Annotated in this window: 10 protein-coding genes; 6 read left to right on the forward strand and 4 right to left on the reverse strand. The window is 67.6% G+C overall.

Annotated elements, in window-relative coordinates:
• Nucleotides 1–140: 140 nt before the first annotated feature.
• Complete coding sequence (locus TSO5_RS29355) at nucleotides 141–1,322, reverse strand: acetyl-CoA C-acyltransferase family protein (protein ID WP_109154923.1); 1,182 nt, start codon at nucleotides 1,320–1,322, stop codon at nucleotides 141–143.
• A 47-nt stretch (nucleotides 1,323–1,369) separates the two neighbouring features.
• Nucleotides 1,370–2,185: an enoyl-CoA hydratase-related protein gene (locus TSO5_RS29360; RefSeq protein ID WP_109154924.1), complete on the reverse strand. Its 816-nt coding sequence runs from the start codon at nucleotides 2,183–2,185 to the stop codon at nucleotides 1,370–1,372.
• Between the two features lie 289 nt (nucleotides 2,186–2,474).
• On the opposite strand from TSO5_RS29360, the gene TSO5_RS29365 reads away from it, so the two are divergent.
• The 3 genes from TSO5_RS29365 (at nucleotide 2,475) to TSO5_RS29375 (ending at nucleotide 5,088) form a co-directional block, all read left to right on the forward strand.
• On the forward strand, nucleotides 2,475–3,722 hold the full coding sequence (locus TSO5_RS29365; protein WP_109154925.1) for an MFS transporter: 1,248 nt from the start codon (nucleotides 2,475–2,477) through the stop codon (nucleotides 3,720–3,722).
• A 95-nt stretch (nucleotides 3,723–3,817) separates the two neighbouring features.
• Complete coding sequence (locus TSO5_RS29370; protein WP_247871024.1) at nucleotides 3,818–4,411, forward strand: sigma-70 family RNA polymerase sigma factor; 594 nt, start codon at nucleotides 3,818–3,820, stop codon at nucleotides 4,409–4,411.
• Nucleotides 4,408–5,088 carry a ChrR family anti-sigma-E factor gene (locus tag TSO5_RS29375; protein ID WP_109154927.1) on the forward strand — a complete coding sequence of 227 codons (681 nt, stop codon included), beginning with the start codon at nucleotides 4,408–4,410 and terminating at the stop codon, nucleotides 5,086–5,088. The genes TSO5_RS29370 and TSO5_RS29375 overlap by 4 nt, the downstream gene beginning before the upstream one ends.
• Nucleotides 5,089–5,186: 98 nt before the next feature.
• On the opposite strand, the gene TSO5_RS29380 is transcribed toward TSO5_RS29375, so the two are convergent.
• Entirely contained in the window at nucleotides 5,187–5,468 is a 282-nt protein-coding gene (locus TSO5_RS29380; RefSeq protein ID WP_109154928.1) for a GNAT family N-acetyltransferase, read from the reverse strand.
• A gap of 31 nt (nucleotides 5,469–5,499) precedes the next feature.
• The gene (locus TSO5_RS29385; RefSeq protein WP_109154929.1) at nucleotides 5,500–6,285 is read right to left on the reverse strand and encodes an SDR family NAD(P)-dependent oxidoreductase; all 786 of its coding nucleotides are present in this window, start codon (nucleotides 6,283–6,285) and stop codon (nucleotides 5,500–5,502) included.
• A 221-nt stretch (nucleotides 6,286–6,506) separates the two neighbouring features.
• Here TSO5_RS29385 and TSO5_RS29390 point away from each other — a divergent pair, with 221 nt between their 5' ends.
• The 3 genes from TSO5_RS29390 (at nucleotide 6,507) to TSO5_RS33090 (ending at nucleotide 15,874) form a co-directional block, all read left to right on the forward strand.
• A complete protein-coding gene (locus TSO5_RS29390; RefSeq protein ID WP_199231057.1) occupies nucleotides 6,507–8,645 on the forward strand; it encodes a 3-hydroxyacyl-CoA dehydrogenase NAD-binding domain-containing protein in 2,139 nt (712 codons plus the stop codon).
• Nucleotides 8,646–8,816: 171 nt separating this feature from the next.
• Entirely contained in the window at nucleotides 8,817–9,326 is a 510-nt protein-coding gene (locus TSO5_RS29395; RefSeq protein ID WP_109154930.1) for a hypothetical protein, read from the forward strand.
• A 584-nt stretch (nucleotides 9,327–9,910) separates the two neighbouring features.
• The gene (locus TSO5_RS33090; protein WP_199231058.1) at nucleotides 9,911–15,874 is read left to right on the forward strand and encodes a hypothetical protein; all 5,964 of its coding nucleotides are present in this window, start codon (nucleotides 9,911–9,913) and stop codon (nucleotides 15,872–15,874) included.
• Nucleotides 15,875–15,903: the final 29 nt, after the last annotated feature.

A 15,903-nucleotide genomic window follows, 5' to 3' on the forward strand; every position in this document is an offset into this window, starting at 1 on the left:
ACGAAAGCTGCATTTTGACGGCGCTGTTGCGCGATTGGCCGCAGACGGAGGCGGGTTTTATTTTGATTGATCGTTCAATGAAAAACCAGGGGCGGGATTTGGCTCCCTCTCCCGGGGACGGGAGAGGGAACCTTTCGTCCTTAAACCCGCTCGAAAATCGCGGCGATGCCCTGGCCGCCGCCGATGCACATGGTCACAAGGGCATAGCGGCCGCCGGTGCGGTGCAGTTCGTGGATCGCCTTCACCGTGATGATGGCACCGGTCGCCCCCACCGGATGGCCGAGCGAGATGCCGGAGCCGTTGGGGTTCACCTTGGCGGGGTCGAAATCCAGTTCGCGGATCACGGCACAGGCTTGGGCGGCGAAGGCCTCGTTGGATTCGATCACGTCGAGGTCGGCGACCGACAGGCCGGTCCGCTCCAGCACCTTGCGGGTCGCCGGGATCGGGCCGATGCCCATGTAATCGGGCTCGACGCCGGCGTGGGCATAGCCGACGAGGCGGGCCAGCGGCTTCAGCCCCAGCGCCTCGGCACGGCGGGCGTCGGCCAGCACCACCGCGGCGGCGCCGTCATTCAGGCCGGAGGCGTTGCCGGCGGTCACCGAGCCGTCCTTCTTGAAGACCGGCTTCATCTTCGCCAGCCCTTCCGGGGTGACGTCGCCGCGGACATGCTCGTCGGTGTCGAAGACGATGGTGCCCTTGCGGGACGCGATCTCCACCGGGACGATCTGGTCCTTGAAGCGGCCCTCGGCGATCGCGTGGGCGGCGCGGCGCTGGCTTTCCAGCGCCAGGGCGTCCTGCGCCTCGCGGTCGATGCCGTAGCGGGCGGCGACGTTCTCCGCCGTCACGCCCATGTGAATCTTCTGCCACGGGTCGTGCAGGATGCCGTTCATGTAATCGACCAGCGCCCCGTCGCCCAGACGGGTGCCCCAACGGGCGCTCGGCACGAAATAGGGGCCGCGGCTCATCGATTCCGCACCGCCGCCGATGGCGACTTCGCAGTCGCCGAGCGCGATGGACTGCGCCGCCGAGATGATGGCCTGCAGGCCGGAGCCGCACAGGCGGTTGACGTTGAAGGCCGGGGTGCCGATCGGAATGCCGGCGTCGATGGCGGCGACGCGGCTGAGATAGGCGTCGTTGGTCTCGGTCGGGATGACGTTGCCCATCACCACATGGCCGATGGCGTCGGCCGCGGCGCCGGAGCGCTCCAGCGCCGCCTTGACCGCCACGGTGGCGAGTTTGGTCAGCGGCACATCCTTCAGGCTGCCGCCGAAGCCGCCGATGGCGGTACGGGCGGCGCCGACGATGACGATGTCGTTCTGCATGGTAGGGTCCACTTCTCGGACGAAGATAACGGTTGGCGGGCGTTGGTTCAGCGGCCGGTGAAATCCGGCCTGCGCTTGGCGATGAAGGCGCCGACGCCCTCAATGAAATCAGCGGTGGCGGCGGTGGCGAGGAAGCGGTCGCGCTCGGCGTCCAGCTGCTGGTCCAGCGTCCGGTCGAAGGACTGGCGCATCAGGTGGCGGACGCCGGCATAGGCGACGGTCGGCCCCGCGGCGAGCCGCTCCGCCAGCTTGGCGGTCTCCTCGGCCAGCGATGCGGCCGGCACCACCCGGTTGACCAGCCCGATCCGCAGGGCCTCTGCGGCGTCGATCACCTCGGACAGCATCGCCAGTTCCATGGCGCGGCGCAGCCCGACCAGGCGCGGCAGGTGGAAGCTGCCCGACCCGTCCGGCGTGGCGCCGATGCGGGTGTAGGCCATGGTGAACTTGGCGTCGTCGGCGGCGATACAGAGATCGGCGGCACAGGCGAGGCTCATCCCCGCCCCAGCCACCGGCCCATGGACGGAGGCCAGCACCGGCACGTCCAGCCGGTCGAGAACCCGCAGCGCCTCGTGCAGATGGGCGATGATGGCGCCGACCACGGCGGGAGCCGCGGCGGGATCGTCGTTGAAACGGCCGACATCGCCGCCGGCCATGAAGCCGCGCCCGTTGCCGGCGATCACCAGCACCCGCGTCGGCCCCGTCCCGCCCTCATCCGCCCTGTCTTCCGCCACGCTGCGGCAGGCGTCGAGGAAGGCGGCGGCGGTCGCCTCGTCCAGTGCGTTCAGCACGCCGGGCCGGTTCAGCCGGATCCAGGTGACGGCCCCCTCGCGGACGAGAAGGACCGGCGGGGCGGTGTCGGACATGGTAGCGTCTCCCCTGACGTCAACTGAACGACCATCGGCTGATGGGCATTACCTGATGGAAGGTATGTTACCGAACGGTATGATCTGTCAACGGTTTGGGTGACCCAATGGTAAGGCAGAGCCGCCGGAGTGCCGGTCCGCAGCGGTGGAGCGAATCCATGGCTTGGCTGTTGGACCCCCAACAGTGCAAGCTGCCGCCCGTCAACAAAGGATCGGAGTCCCCGCCATGCATCATCGGAACCTGTCCGGCTTACCGGCCATGACTCGCTGACGGCGGCGGAGATAAGGCATGCCTATGGTTGTGCGTTCGGTCGCCTCGCTTCTGCTGGGCGTGGCCTTTCTGATGCTGGGGAACGGCGCCCTGTCGACCGTGATCGGCCTTCGCCTCGCGGCGACCGATTCCGGAACCACCGCGGTCGGCATGATCACCGCCGCCTATTATGCCGGGCTGACCCTGGGGTCGCTCTTCGCGCACCGGATCATCACCCGCGTCGGCCATATCCGGTCCTTCGCCGCTTTCGCCTCGGTCGTTTCGGTGGCGGCGCTGTCGCATGCGCTGTTCGTCGATGCGTCGCTGTGGGCGGTGCTGCGCTTGACACAGGGGTTCTGCATGGCGGGACTCTACATGTGCATCGAAAGCTGGCTGAACGGCACCGCCACCAACGAAAGCCGCGGACAGCTGCTGTCGGCCTACATGGTGACGCTGTACGGCGCATCGGGCGTCGGCCAACAGTTGCTGCGGCTGGATGACGAGACCGGCATCCGCCTGTTCATGATCGTGTCGATCCTGCTGACGCTGGCGCTGGTGCCGGTGGCGCTGACGCGGACCACGCCGCCGCAACTGCCGGACGTCTCATCCTTCGGCATCCGGCGGCTCTATCAAAGCTCGCCGCTGGGGGTGGCCGGGGTCTTCATCAGCGGGGCGATCACCGGATCGATCTACGGACTTGCCCCGGTGTTCGGCGCCGCCTCCGGTTTCGGGGTGTCGGGGACGGCGCTGTTCATGTCGGTGCTGATCCTCGGCGGCATGGCTCTGCAATGGCCGCTCGGCCGGCTGTCCGACCGCTTCGACCGGCGCAGCGTCATCATCGGCCTGACGGCCGCGCTGTCGCTGATCAGCGTCTGCATGATCGCCGCCGCCGGAATGAACCAGCAGCTGGCGCTGATGCTGGTGGCGCCGCTGTTCGGCGGCCTGTCCTTCACGATCTATCCGATCTGCGCCGCCCACACCAACGACTATGTCCGGCGGGAGGACATGGTGTCGGCCAGCGGCGGCCTGATCCTGTCCAACTCGGTCGGCGCCATCATCGGGCCACCGGTGGCATCGGCCCTGATGACCACCACGGGGCCGACCGGCCTGTTCGCCTTCATTGGCGGCGGCGCGCTGTGCGCCACCATTTTTGGCCTGTGGCGGTCCCGCGTCCGTCCGCCGCTGCCGGCCGAGGAGCAGGCCGCCTTCCGTCCGCTGCCGCAGACGACGCCCACCGTCTCTCCGCTCGATCCCATGGGCCCGCTGAAGACATCGAAAGAGGACTGACGATTTTCAAAGGGCTCCGTTAAGGAGTTCGGGGTAAGCTGCCCGGCGGTGGAATGCTGGCTGGTGGTTGCATGCCGTTTTTGCGGGAATCCCTCTTGCCCGGGCCGTCGGATCAGGATCCGGATCGGCCGTCGCAGAGCCTGGATGCCGACCGGCTGGACAGGCTGGTCGGTGCGGTGGCGCGGGAGCGCGACCGCACGGCTTTCGCCGCCCTGTTCCGCCATTTCGCCCCGAAGATCCTGCACTATTGCCTGAAGCTCGGTGCCGACCGCAGCACGGCGGAGGAACTGGTCCAGGACGTGATGCTGACGGTCTGGCTGAAGGCCGGCAGCTTCGATCCCGCGCAGGCCACCGTCGGCACCTGGGTCTTCACCATCGCCCGCAACCGGCGCATCGACCGCCTGCGCAAAGAAATGCGCCCGGCCCCCGACCCGGCGGATCCGGCGATGACCCCGCAGTCCCACGCCACGCCGGAGGAGTCCGCCCAGCTGGTCCAGAGCAGCCGGCATCTGCAGGAGGCGATCGGTTCGCTGGCGGCAAACCAATCCGAAGTGTTACGCCGTTCGTATTTCCTTGAGCAGACCCACGAGGAGATCGCCGAGGACACCGAAATGCCCTTGGGCACGGTGAAGACCCGGCTGCGCCTCGCGCTCGGCCATTTGAAACGCAGCTTGGGGGACAAGGCGTGACGTTGCCGCTCCACCATCCCGACGACCAACTCCTGATCGGCTATGCCAGCGGGCAGGAGCGGGCCGGCAAGTCGCTGCTGGTGGCGACCCACCTCGCCTATTGTCCCGACTGCCGCCGACGCGTCGCCTCTTATGAAGCCTTGTGCGGCAGCTGGTTCGAGGAGCTGCGCTGCGACGATCACGACAGCCTAGGGGGGCTGGACGCCCTGCTCGACCGGATGGACGGCCTGCTCGCTGCCGGTCGCGCGCCGGCTGAGGCGAAGCCGTCGCGGCCGGCCCCCGCCGCCCCGACAGGCGGCCGGCTGGTGCCGGAACCGCTGCGCAGCTGGCTGCCGGAAGCGATCGACACGCCGACCGACGACGGATCCTGGCGGGAAATCTCCACGGGGGTCTGGCTGTCGGGCTGGGAACGCACCCTGTCCGGGACGACGATCTGCCTGCTTCGCATGGCCTCCGGCGCACCGGTCCCGGCCCACCGCCATACGGCGGACGAGTTGCTGCTGGTCCTGCAGGGCGCGTTCAGCGACGAATATGGCAGCTACGCGCTGGGGGATGTCGCGCAGTATGTCGCCGACACCGACCATCACGCCCAGGGCGCCAGCGAGGAAGACTGCATCTGCCTCTTCCTGCTGGACGGCGAACTGATCTTCCTCGACGAGGAGGGAAACCCTGCCTAGAGTGCGATCGTTTCAGACGGACTCGTCTGAAACGTGAATCGCACGGAAAATCAAACGGCTAGAGTTCATCTGATGCTCCAATAAGCATCAGATGAACTCTAGCCGACGAGGTCCTGATACTCCGGATGGCGCTTGATGTAGGCCTCGATGAAGGTGCAGATCGGCAGCACCTTCAGACCCTTCGCCCGGATGTCGTCCAGCGCGCCCTTGGCCAGCGCCGAGCCCACCCCCTGGCCCGACATTTCGCCCGGTACCTCGGTGTGGGTCAGGGCGATCTTGCCTTCGCGCATGTCGTAGGTCACCAGCGCGGTGGAGTCCGCCACCGTCAGCTCATAGCGGCTGAGTTCCTCGTTGTTCCGCACCTTGTCCTGCAAGCTCATGATCGTCTTCGCCTTTGGTGATTGCGGTTCGTCAGCCGACCATCAGGGATTCCGCCCCGTCGATCCAGACCGGCGTGCCGGTGATGTGCTTTGCCCGGTCCGACGCCAGGAACAGCGCAAGCTCCGCCACGTCGAAGCTGTCGCCGGACTTGCCGCCGGTCAGGGGCACCTTGCCCTGCGGATATTCGATCGGGGTTTGCACCGACTCAAGGTTCCGCTTCAGGGTGTTGTCGGGAATCTCCGTTTCGATGATGCCGGGGCAGATGGCGTTGACCCTGATGCGGCTCGGCGCCAGTTCCAGCGCCAGCATCTTCACCATGGCGAGCTGCGCGGCCTTGGTGCAGGAATAGGCGGTGGCGCCGGTGTTGCTGAACACCCGCGTGCCGTTGATCGACGCGGTGACGATCACCGATCCGCCACCCGCCTTCTTCAGGTGCGGAACCGAGTGGTGCAGCGTCAGATAGGCGCCGCGCAGGTTGGTGTTGATGGTGCGGTCCCATTCCTCCGGCGTCAGTTCGTCGATGGGCGCCCAGACGCCGTTGATGCCGGCATTGGCGAAGACGATGTCGAGCCGCCCGAACTCCCCCACCAGCCGGTCGATGGCCTGGCGCATCGCCGCATCGTCGCCGACATCCGCCGTCAGCGCCAGCGCCTTGCCGCCGGCCGCCTTGATCTCCTCGGCGGCTTTCGTGATCTCGTCCGCGGTGTGGCTCAGCACGCCGACGCCGGCGCCGGCCTGGGCGAAGCGCACCGCCGACGCCTTGCCGATGCCCGAGCCTGCACCGGTGACCAGCGCGACCTTCCCCGTCAAATCCATAACCCCAACTCCAGCGGTAACCTTCGACCCGAGTGCCAACCTTCGCCCGTGCCCTTCGGTTCCCGATGCCGCGCGATGGGGATCATATTTCGTTTAATGAAATAATATTCCGAAAACTTGATTCGGCCGGATCGTCTGCTAGACTGACGATCCGCGGGCCGCCCCCACGACACCGTTTGCGATCGGATCGGCCCGGACCCATGGCTTTTCGGAGAGTGCCGATGCCGTCGCCGGCCCAGACTGAAGCGGTTCCGCCCAATCCTGTCCAGTATGCGCGCCCAAATGAAGGGGTTTGGGGCCAAGTCGGCGTCATCACCGTCGATTACCCGCCGGTCAACGCCGTCGGCCATGGTGTGCGCAGCGGATTGGTCGCCGCACTCGACGCCGGGCTGGCCGACGACGGGGCGGACGCGCTGGTGATCGTCTGTGCCGGCCGCACCTTCATGGCCGGTGCCGACATCCGGGAGTTCGGAAAGCCTTCCGCCCCGCCGACCCTGCCGGAGGTGGTGGCGCGCCTCGACGCCGCGACCAAGCCGGTGATCGCCGCCATCCATGGCACCGCGCTGGGCGGCGGGCTGGAGGTGGCGCTGGCCTGCCATGTCCGCGTCGCGCTGAAATCGGCCAAGCTCGGCCTGCCGGAGGTGAAATTGGGCCTGCTGCCGGGCGCCGGCGGCACGCAACGGCTGCCGCGGCTGGTCGGGGCCGCCAAGGCGCTGGACATGATCCTGTCCGGCGATCCGGTCGGCGCGGAGGAGGCGCTGGCGCTCGGCCTCGTCGATGCGGTGGAGGACGGCTCCTCTCCCTTGGAAGCCGGCCTGCGCGCCGCCGAACGGCTGCTCGTCGATGGAATCGTCCCGCAGCCGGTCAGCGCCCGCACCGACCGCATCGCCGGCACCGACCCCGCCCTGTTCGCGGCGAAGCGGGCCGAACTCGCCAAGCGCCAACCGCACCTGTTCTCCCCGCACCGCATCGTCGATGCGGTGGAAGCCGCCGTCACCCTGCCCTTCGCCGAGGGCACGGCGCGTGAGCGGGAACTGTTCCTGGCCTGCATGGAGTCGCCGCAGCGCGCCGGCCTGATCCACGCCTTCTTCGCGGAGCGCGAGGTGGCGAAGGTCCCCGGCCTGCCCGCCGACACGCCGACGCGCGACATCCGCAAGGTCGGGGTGATCGGCGCGGGCACGATGGGCGGCGGCATCGCCATGTGCTTCGCCAATGCCGGCATTCCGGCAGTGCTGGTCGACACGGCGCAGGAGGGGCTCGACCGCGGCATCGCCGCCATCCGCCGCAACTACGAGGCCACCGCCCGCAAGGGCCGGCTGACTGCGGCACAGGTGGAGGAGCGCATGGCGCTGATCCACCCGACCCTATCCTACGCTGACCTCGCCGACGTTGATCTGGTGGTGGAGGCGGCGTTCGAGAGCATGGAGGTCAAGCAGACCATCTTCCGGACGCTGGATGAGACCTGCAAGCCGGGCGCGATCCTCGCCACCAACACCTCGACGCTGGACGTCGACGCCATCGCCGCGGCGACCGGCCGGCCGCAGGACGTGCTGGGCATGCATTTCTTCAGCCCGGCCAACGTCATGCGCCTGCTGGAGGTGGTGCGCGGGGCCAAGACCTCCGACAGCGTGCTGGCGACGGTGATGGGGCTGGCGCGCAGGATCGGCAAGGTCGGCGTGGCGGTCGGCGTCTGCTACGGCTTCGTCGGCAACCGCATCCTGCACCAGCGCGGCCGGGAATCGATGGCTCTGGTCGAGGAAGGCGCCAGTCCGGAGCAGGTCGATCGCGTGCTGACGGAGTTCGGTTTCCCGCTCGGCCATTTCTCCATGACCGACCTTGCCGGCATCGATGTCGGCTGGCGCATCCGCGAGGAGCGGCGCAAGTCCGGCGATCCGGAGGCGCAGGCGCCCAACTGGCTCGACACGCTGGCGGAACGCGGCCGTTACGGCCAGAAGACCTCGGCCGGCGTCTACCGCTACGAACCCGGCAGCCGCACTCCGATCCCTGATCCGGAGGTGGCGGCGGTGATCGAGGAAGACCGCCGGCGCCGTGGCATCACCCCGCGCACCGTCAGCGACGAGGAGGTCCGCGAACGCTGCCTCTATGCGATGGTGAACGAGGCGGCCAAGATCCTGGAGGAAGGCATCGCCGCCCGTCCGGTGGACATCGACGCCATCTGGCTGCACGGCTACGGCTTCCCGTCCTGGCGCGGCGGCCTGCTGTTCTGGGCCAACCAGGAAGGAGTCGGCAGGATCGCCGAGGCAGTTCAGCGTTACCACCGCGACATCGGCGGCCCGCAATGGCGCCCGTCCGCTTTGCTTCTGCAATGCGCGGCGGAGGGACGGCCCATCGGATGCTGAAACCGGAATGCGGATTTCAATCCTGAAACTGGTTTCTGTTACTGATTGTTAGGAATCTCCCCTATACTCTTTCGGCAGGGACGCTCCGTCGCGGTCATCCGGCCCCCCAGCCGGTGGACTCAGGGGAGCCGACCTGCACGAGGAACCCGGGCTTCACCGAAGGGGAACAGCATGAAGGACATCGCCGTCGCAGCCACCGACTGGGGTCTCCACGCCGTCGCCTGCAGCGGCCTTCGTGACGCTCCTCCTTCAGCCTGGCTCGGGACGTTGCGCACTGCGCTGTCCGGCGGCAGCAACGGGCGTGGCCTGTTCCTGGATCTGCGGGAGGTCGGCTTTTCCCCCCTGCCGTCCTCCCATGTGGGAGCCTTGGCCTCGGTCGTCGTCCAGGCCGGGATCAGCGCGGTTTTGGTGTCGGATCTCCGGCTCGGCCATGCGCTGTGCGATGCGGTTCGCCGCAGCGGCACGACTGGGGAAACCGCAGCCGGCCTGCGCGTCCTGTCCGCCGACGGCCGCGACCGGGTCGCCATCGCCGCCGCCTATCAGTGGCTGCTGAACGGGCGGGAACCTGCGGATGCCCTGCGGGTGTCCGACGGCCGCCCGTCGGTGCTGCCTTTCCCCACGACCGCGGCGCAGAAACGGCCGAACTCCCCCGGTTCCGCCCCCCTGCGCCACGCGTCGTGACCGCCGTGCCGTAACCGCATGTCTTTCCGCAGTCGTCGTCGTCTCAACTGCCTTGTCGCCCCGGCCGGACCCGTCCCGCCGGGGCTTTTTATGGGTGGAGCCCTGTCAGCCCGCCGAAAGCTCCGGAACGGCCAGCCTTGAACCGCAGGTTCCGCCACAGCCCGCGGCGCCGGATCACCCCCGTCTTGTAGAGGTCGTTGATGGTCTCGGCGAAAGCGTTGTCGTACGAGGAACAGCGAAAAGCCCTCTCTCCTTGCGGAGGCGGGCATTTTGTTGATTTGGTTGCGGGGGCGCGCAACCACCGAGAATTGAGTTTGCCAATTATCAGAATCTGAGCGTCGGGAAATATGGGGCAGAGGAATGTAGCGACATACTGGCTTGTCTTGCTTCGGCACTACTCCAAGCTTAGCCCTCAGTCTTTGAATATCGAATTTCTCTGAACTAAAGAGCCTATTCAGGACAGGGATTTATCGCAGAAGGGCTGACAGTCCGGCACCCATATTTAACGGCGTTCAGACTTTCTTCAGCAAATCACGGTCTCATTGCCAGTTGCTACTAGCAACTTCTGCCCCGGCGAAAGGGCCATGATGACAGACCCTCAGAAGGCCGACGCACCGTCCGCTCCGCTCATGACCATCCCTGAGGCGCTCGCTTCGGAAGCGGCAGAGGTGCTTCTGAGCGGAAATCGGCAGGCGCTACTGGCGGTGCAGGAGAAGATGGCGGAAGCCTTGAGCAACCAAGGCTTGCCTGGAAACGCCGCAGGCACGCTCGCGGAAGGCTGGATGCATGACTTCGCCGATGGACTCGGCGCCCATGCCACGCCGGATGCCGCCATCCTCCAGGCGAACCGGATCGCTGTGGGTGCCGCCGCGCGCATGGCTCAGGCGGTGCAGGACGCGGCATCCCTGACCGGCGAGCAGCGTATGGCGACGGCATTGGCCCAAGGACAGGGAGTGGACGCGCAATCACTGTCCGCCCCAGGCTCGGCAGCCGACCTGTCCGCCGCCCTGTTCAACGGCGTAATGGACCCGCTCGCCCGGCCGGCGGGGGCGGCGGACCCGATTGCCGCGCTGGCACAGTCCTTGAGCACGCCGGCGGCCCAAACGCCTCCTTCGGCGCCTCCGCTTTCTCCAGTGGACCAACTGACCGCCGCACTGGCCTCGGGCTCGGGTGTGCAGGAGGCGGTCAAGGCATTGGGAAGCAATCAGAGCAGCCACTTCGCCGATACGCTCGAACGGGCGCTGTCCAGCGGTTCCGAGTCCGACACAGCAGTCACCGCAGCCAAGGAACTGAGCGCCAGCAGCGAGGTTTTGGCCCACTCAGCCTCGGTTGCGCAGTCCGACGGAAACCTTATGCTCGCTACGCTGGCTTCCGGAGGCGCGGAGGCGCGCAATGCGCTGGGCGGCCCGGCCTTTGCCAGCGTCCTGAATGATGCGCTGGCCCGGGGTGGGGCGCCAGATGCGGCGCTCGGCGCGTCGGTCAGGGCACAATCGGACATGACGGCCAGCCAACATACCGCCGTCGTACCGGCGAAGCCGACCGACGCGCTGGTGGCGTCGCTTTCGTCCGGCCGCGACGTGGCCGAGACCGTAAAAACCTTCGCCACGGCCACCGGTATCGACGCGAAGGCATCCGGCGGGTTCGGTCAGGCTCTGGAAAGCGCACTATCGGCAGGCCATGAACCGGCCGGGGCACTGGGCGCGGCACGGCAGGACGTCGTCGCCCTGTCCGCCCTATCCGCCGAGACGATGAAAGGCGTCAAGGCCGATCCGCTGGTCACGGCGCTCGCCAGCGGGAATAATGTCCAGCAAGCCGTCCAGGCCTTAGGCGGAAGCGGAGCCGCATTCAGCGCGGCACTGGGACAGGCCTTGGCGGAAGGGCGGACCGCCGGGCAGGCCCTGGCGGCGGCCCGTCAGGCTGCGGAAACTGTCCAGCAGAATGCCCATGCCAGCGAGGTCCCGGTGTCGCCGCAGGACAAGGCTATGTCCGACCTCGCCAACCCGGACAAGGCCGCCGCTGCCAAAGAGTCCGACGATGGCAAGAAGACGGCCGAGGACACCGCACAGCACAGCAAAAGCGCAGACGGCAAGGCCGCCGAGCAGGTGGCGGACTCCTCGGCGAAAGACGGCAAGCAGGACGGGGAAGCGGATAAGGACGGCAACGCCGACAAGGGCGACGGCAAGGGCGATGCCAAGGAGAACGCAGGCGACAAACACGCGGCCGATGCCTCCGCCGATGGAACGCCCGCCGCGCCGGACTCCTCCTCTGCCCCGGCGGCAAAGCAGGCGACGATGAGCGAGGCCGCGCTCAAGACAATCAGCTTCGATCAGGCCGGCCTAACGGACAAGGCAACCGCAAACGACACGTCCACCCACGCCACCACATCCGCGGATGCGCGGCCAGCGGCCTCATCTCCGTCGGTGACCAAGGCGCTGACCACCACCGACGCCTTCGCCGTTGCCGCGCAAAGCCAGCAGCGGGCGGTCCAGGCGGCGGTCCAGGCCCTCGAGAACGCATCATCCGACACAACCGGCACCAGTTCGCCCAGCAACACGCCGACGCTTCCCTCCACTCCCAGCCTTCCGGCCGAGCAGCGTATCGCCGCGCCTACCCTGTCATCGTCCTTCGACGCAACGGCCTTGGCGAAGGCGCTGGCGGTGGCCGAGGGAACGACCGCTCCCGCCGGGTTCACCGTCTTCCACCTGATCGAATCGATGTTCCGTCCTGGCGAAACGGGCGGCAGCGTGGTCGGCGTCGCCATCGTGGGCAACAGCGGTTCGGCGCTCGGCATCTGGCAGTACAGCGTCGATGGCGGCAATTGGCTGGCTGTGGGCTCGGTTGCCGAAACGGCGGCCCTCGTTCTGCCGAGCAATGCCCTTCTCCGCTTCCTGCCGGCGGCAGGCGCCTCCGGACAAGCTCCGGCCCTGGACCTTCGGGCGGTGGGAGATGGGTGGACTGGCGGCTACAGCAGCGCCGAACACCGCCTGTTCACGATTGCCGGCACGGGAGGCACGACGCCCCTGTCGTCGGAGGTCGCGCAGCTTTCCCTTGAGATCACCCCCGTCAATGGCGCCCCGGTGGCGACCGGTGTTCAAGCGGTCCTGGATGCCGTGGCGGAGGACGGCACCAACCCGGCCGGCGCCAGCGTCTCCTCGCTGTTCGGCAAGCTGTTTTCCGATCCGAGCGATGCTGTTTTCGGAGCGGCCGGCAACGGCTTCGCCGGTGTGGCCGTGGTCGCCAATCCGGGCAACGCCGCCCAGGGCGAGTGGCAGTATTGGGACGGTGGCAATTGGATCGCGGTCGGCGCGGCGTCGGACGGCAATGCACTGCTTCTGTCCGCCGACACGATGCTGCGCTTCCTCCCCGTCGCCAACTGGAACGGCCAGCCACCCAGCCTGATGGTGCGTCTGGTCGATGATTCCCAGGGTGCCATCGTCAGCGGCGGCCGTGTCGACCTGAAAAGCCTCGGCGTCGGCGGAACGACACCCTACAGCGTGTCCGCCATCCTGCTCGACAGCCATGTGACCGCCGTCAATGACGCCCCGGTCGCCACCGGCACGACAGCGGCGTTGGCGCCTATCTTGGAGGATGCAGCCGACACAACCGGCACGACCGTCTCCGCCCTGTTCGGCAGCCTGTTCTCCGACCCGACGGACGCGGTGGCCGGCGGATCGACGGCGAACGCCTTCGCTGGGGTGCTGGTGATCGGCAACGCCGCCACAGCTGCCCAGGGCTCTTGGCAGTACTGGACCGGAACCGCCTGGACCGATATCGGCGCGGCGAGCGACGGCAACGGGCTGCTGCTGGCCGCCGGCACCACTCTGCGCTTCCTGCCCGCCACCGACTGGAACGGCACGACGCCGGCTCTGACCGTGAGGATGGTGGATGATTCTCAGGGCGCCTTCGCCAGCGGCGAGCGTGTCACCGAGACCACCGGCGGTGGGACCAGCCGCTTCAGTGCCGGTACCATCGCGCTGGCCGGCACCGTCGATGCCGCCAACGACGCCCCGGTCGCCACCGGCACCGCCGCGACCCTGCCGGACATCGCGGAGGACACCGCCGATCCAGCCGGGGCTACCGTCACCAGCCTGTTCGGCAGCCTGTTCTCCGACGCGGCCGACGCGGTGGCTGGGGGATCTTCGGCCAACGGCTTTGCCGGGATCGCCATCGTCGGCAATGCGGCGACCGCTACGCAAGGCGTTTGGCAATATTGGACCGGCACCGCCTGGGCGGCCGTGGGGGCGGTGTCGGAAGGATCGGCATTGGTGATTGCCGCCGGCGATCGCCTGCGTTTCCTGCCGGCCGCCGACTGGAACGGCACCACCCCGGCGCTGACGGTCCGGCTGATCGAGGAGGGCGGCGCCACCCTGACCGGAAGCCATGCCGACCTGACGCAGGGCGTCGGCGGCAGCACGGTCTACAGTGCCGAAACCATCGCGGTGACCGGAAGCGTCACAGCGGTCAACGACGCGCCGCAGGTCACCGCCGGCACGACCTCGCTGTCGACGGTGAAGGGCGTGGCCGTCGCGGTCACCGGGCTGTCGGTGTCGGACATCGACGCCGGTTCGACGCCGATGCTGGTCACCCTGTCCGCCGGACACGGAACCCTGACCCTGGCGAATGATGGGCTGGATGCCGTCATCACCGGCAACGGGACGGACACCGTCACCGTTCGGGCGACGCTTGCCACCATCGACAGTCTGCTGGGCGCCACCAATGGGCTTCTCTATACCGCAAGCTCCTACACCGGCGCCGACAGCATCCATATACAGGTGGATGACCAGGGCGGCGGTGGGGCGGGCGGGCCGCTGACCGCCGACGCATCCGTTGCCGTCACGGTGGTGCCGCCCAATGCCTCCCCGGCTCTGATCGACACCAATCTCTCCCTTTCCGTCGCGGCGGAGGCGCTGGCGCCGCCCACCTCCGGCACGGCGGGGATCGCCGTATCGACGCTGGTCGGCCTGAACGGCGCCGGACCGGCCAACGTCACCGACGGCGATGCGGGTTCCGTGACCGGCATCGCCCTGGTCGGCACCAACGAGAGCTATGGGCACTGGTGGTTCTCGACCGACGGCGGCACGACCTGGACCCTGGTCGGCACGGTCAACGACAGCGACTCCGCTTTGCTCCTGCGGTCGACCGACCGGCTCTATTTCCAGCCCAACGCGTCGGTGCCCGCCACCGTCAGCGGAGCCCTGACCATCCATGCCTGGGACCAGACCAGTGGAACCGCAGGCACCAAGGTGGCGATGGACACCAGCGCCGGCAGCGCCTTCTCCACCGCCACCGACAGCGTGACACTGCACCCCGGCGTGCTGATCCCGAACGGCTCCTTCGACAATGGGCTGAGCGGCTGGACCTACACCGGCGGCACCAGCGTCGGTTCGACCGGGGACGGTCATGAGGGCACCATCACCTCGGCGAGCGGGCAGACGCCGACCCAGTTGGAGGACTTCCTCGGCCTGACCCACGGCTCCATCGCCACCGCGACCGGGACTGTGCCGTCCGCCGGACATGCGATGAAGCTCGGCACGACCGTGACGGTGACGCAGGACACGACGCTGACCTTCGACTGGTCCTTCACCTTCACCGACAACGCGTCCTATCACGACTTCGCCTTTGTCAGCGTCAACGGCGTGGTGACGCTGCTGGCGAAAGAGGCGAGTGCCAGCGGCAGTTTCAGCGTGGTGGTGTCGGCAAACAGCACCCTGTCGCTCGGCTTCGGCACCTCCGACACCGGCGACAACAGCGTCAACCCGATCCTGCGCGTCGACAACGTCAAGCTCACCACCGTCGCCAGCGATCCCATCGTGCTGGACATGACCGGACAGGGGCTGGCCCTGCGTCCGCTGTCCGACGGCATCCATTTCGACGTGACCGGCGACGGCGTCGCCGACAGCACCGGCTGGGTCGGGGCCGGCAACGCCCTACTGGTACAGGACAGCAACGGCGACGGCCGCATCAACGACGCACACGAACTGGTATCGGAGCAGTTCGGCACCGGCTTCAACAGCAGCCTGGAGGCGATGGCATCCCTCGACCGCAACCATGACGGACGCCTGGATTCGACAGACGACGCCTTCGCCACGCTGAAGGTCTGGCAGGATGTCAACGGCGACGGAATAAGCCAGCCCAGTGAACTGCGGAGCCTCTCCGAAGCGGGCATCCGCTCCATCGCCACCACATCGACACCAAGCGACGCGAGCCTCGCCGGTAGCCGGATCCTGGGCACCACCAGCATGACGATGGCCAACGGCAGCACCCAAATGGTGGCCGGCGTCGCGTTCGACGTAAAGGCCGCCTCCGCGGCACAGGTCCAGATCCAGCCGACGGCGTTCGCCCCGGCCAGTGCCGCTCACAATGCGGTGCCAGGGACCAACTTCACCAGTCTTCTGGCGTCCGGCCTTGGCCTGCCCACCGACGCGGGAGTTGTGCTGCAGCCGGATTCCTCTCATTTGCTCGCATGGAGCCCGGAGTCGCACGCTCCCGATCAACATCATTTGCAAAACAGCGATGCGTCAAACGTGCATCACATAAACGGATCCTAATAGAAATGTCGAATTTAGAGGATTTATTA

Origin of the sequence: Azospirillum sp. TSO5, assembly GCF_003116065.1 — a bacterium.
GTDB lineage: Bacteria > Pseudomonadota > Alphaproteobacteria > Azospirillales > Azospirillaceae > Azospirillum.

What these genes read in the sequence shown, in the direction of transcription:
- TSO5_RS29355 (WP_109154923.1), bottom strand. Translation starts at nt 1,322, where the DNA reads ATGCAGAACGACATCGTCATCGTCGGCGCCGCCCGTACCGCCATCGGC.
- TSO5_RS29360 (WP_109154924.1), bottom strand. Translation starts at nt 2,185, where the DNA reads ATGTCCGACACCGCCCCGCCGGTCCTTCTCGTCCGCGAGGGGGCCGTC.
- TSO5_RS29365 (WP_109154925.1), top strand. Translation starts at nt 2,475, where the DNA reads ATGCCTATGGTTGTGCGTTCGGTCGCCTCGCTTCTGCTGGGCGTGGCC.
- TSO5_RS29380 (WP_109154928.1), bottom strand. Translation starts at nt 5,468, where the DNA reads ATGAGCTTGCAGGACAAGGTGCGGAACAACGAGGAACTCAGCCGCTAT.
- TSO5_RS29385 (WP_109154929.1), bottom strand. Translation starts at nt 6,285, where the DNA reads ATGGATTTGACGGGGAAGGTCGCGCTGGTCACCGGTGCAGGCTCGGGC.
- TSO5_RS29390 (WP_199231057.1), top strand. Translation starts at nt 6,507, where the DNA reads ATGCCGTCGCCGGCCCAGACTGAAGCGGTTCCGCCCAATCCTGTCCAG.
- TSO5_RS29395 (WP_109154930.1), top strand. Translation starts at nt 8,817, where the DNA reads ATGAAGGACATCGCCGTCGCAGCCACCGACTGGGGTCTCCACGCCGTC.
- TSO5_RS33090 (WP_199231058.1), top strand. Translation starts at nt 9,911, where the DNA reads ATGATGACAGACCCTCAGAAGGCCGACGCACCGTCCGCTCCGCTCATG.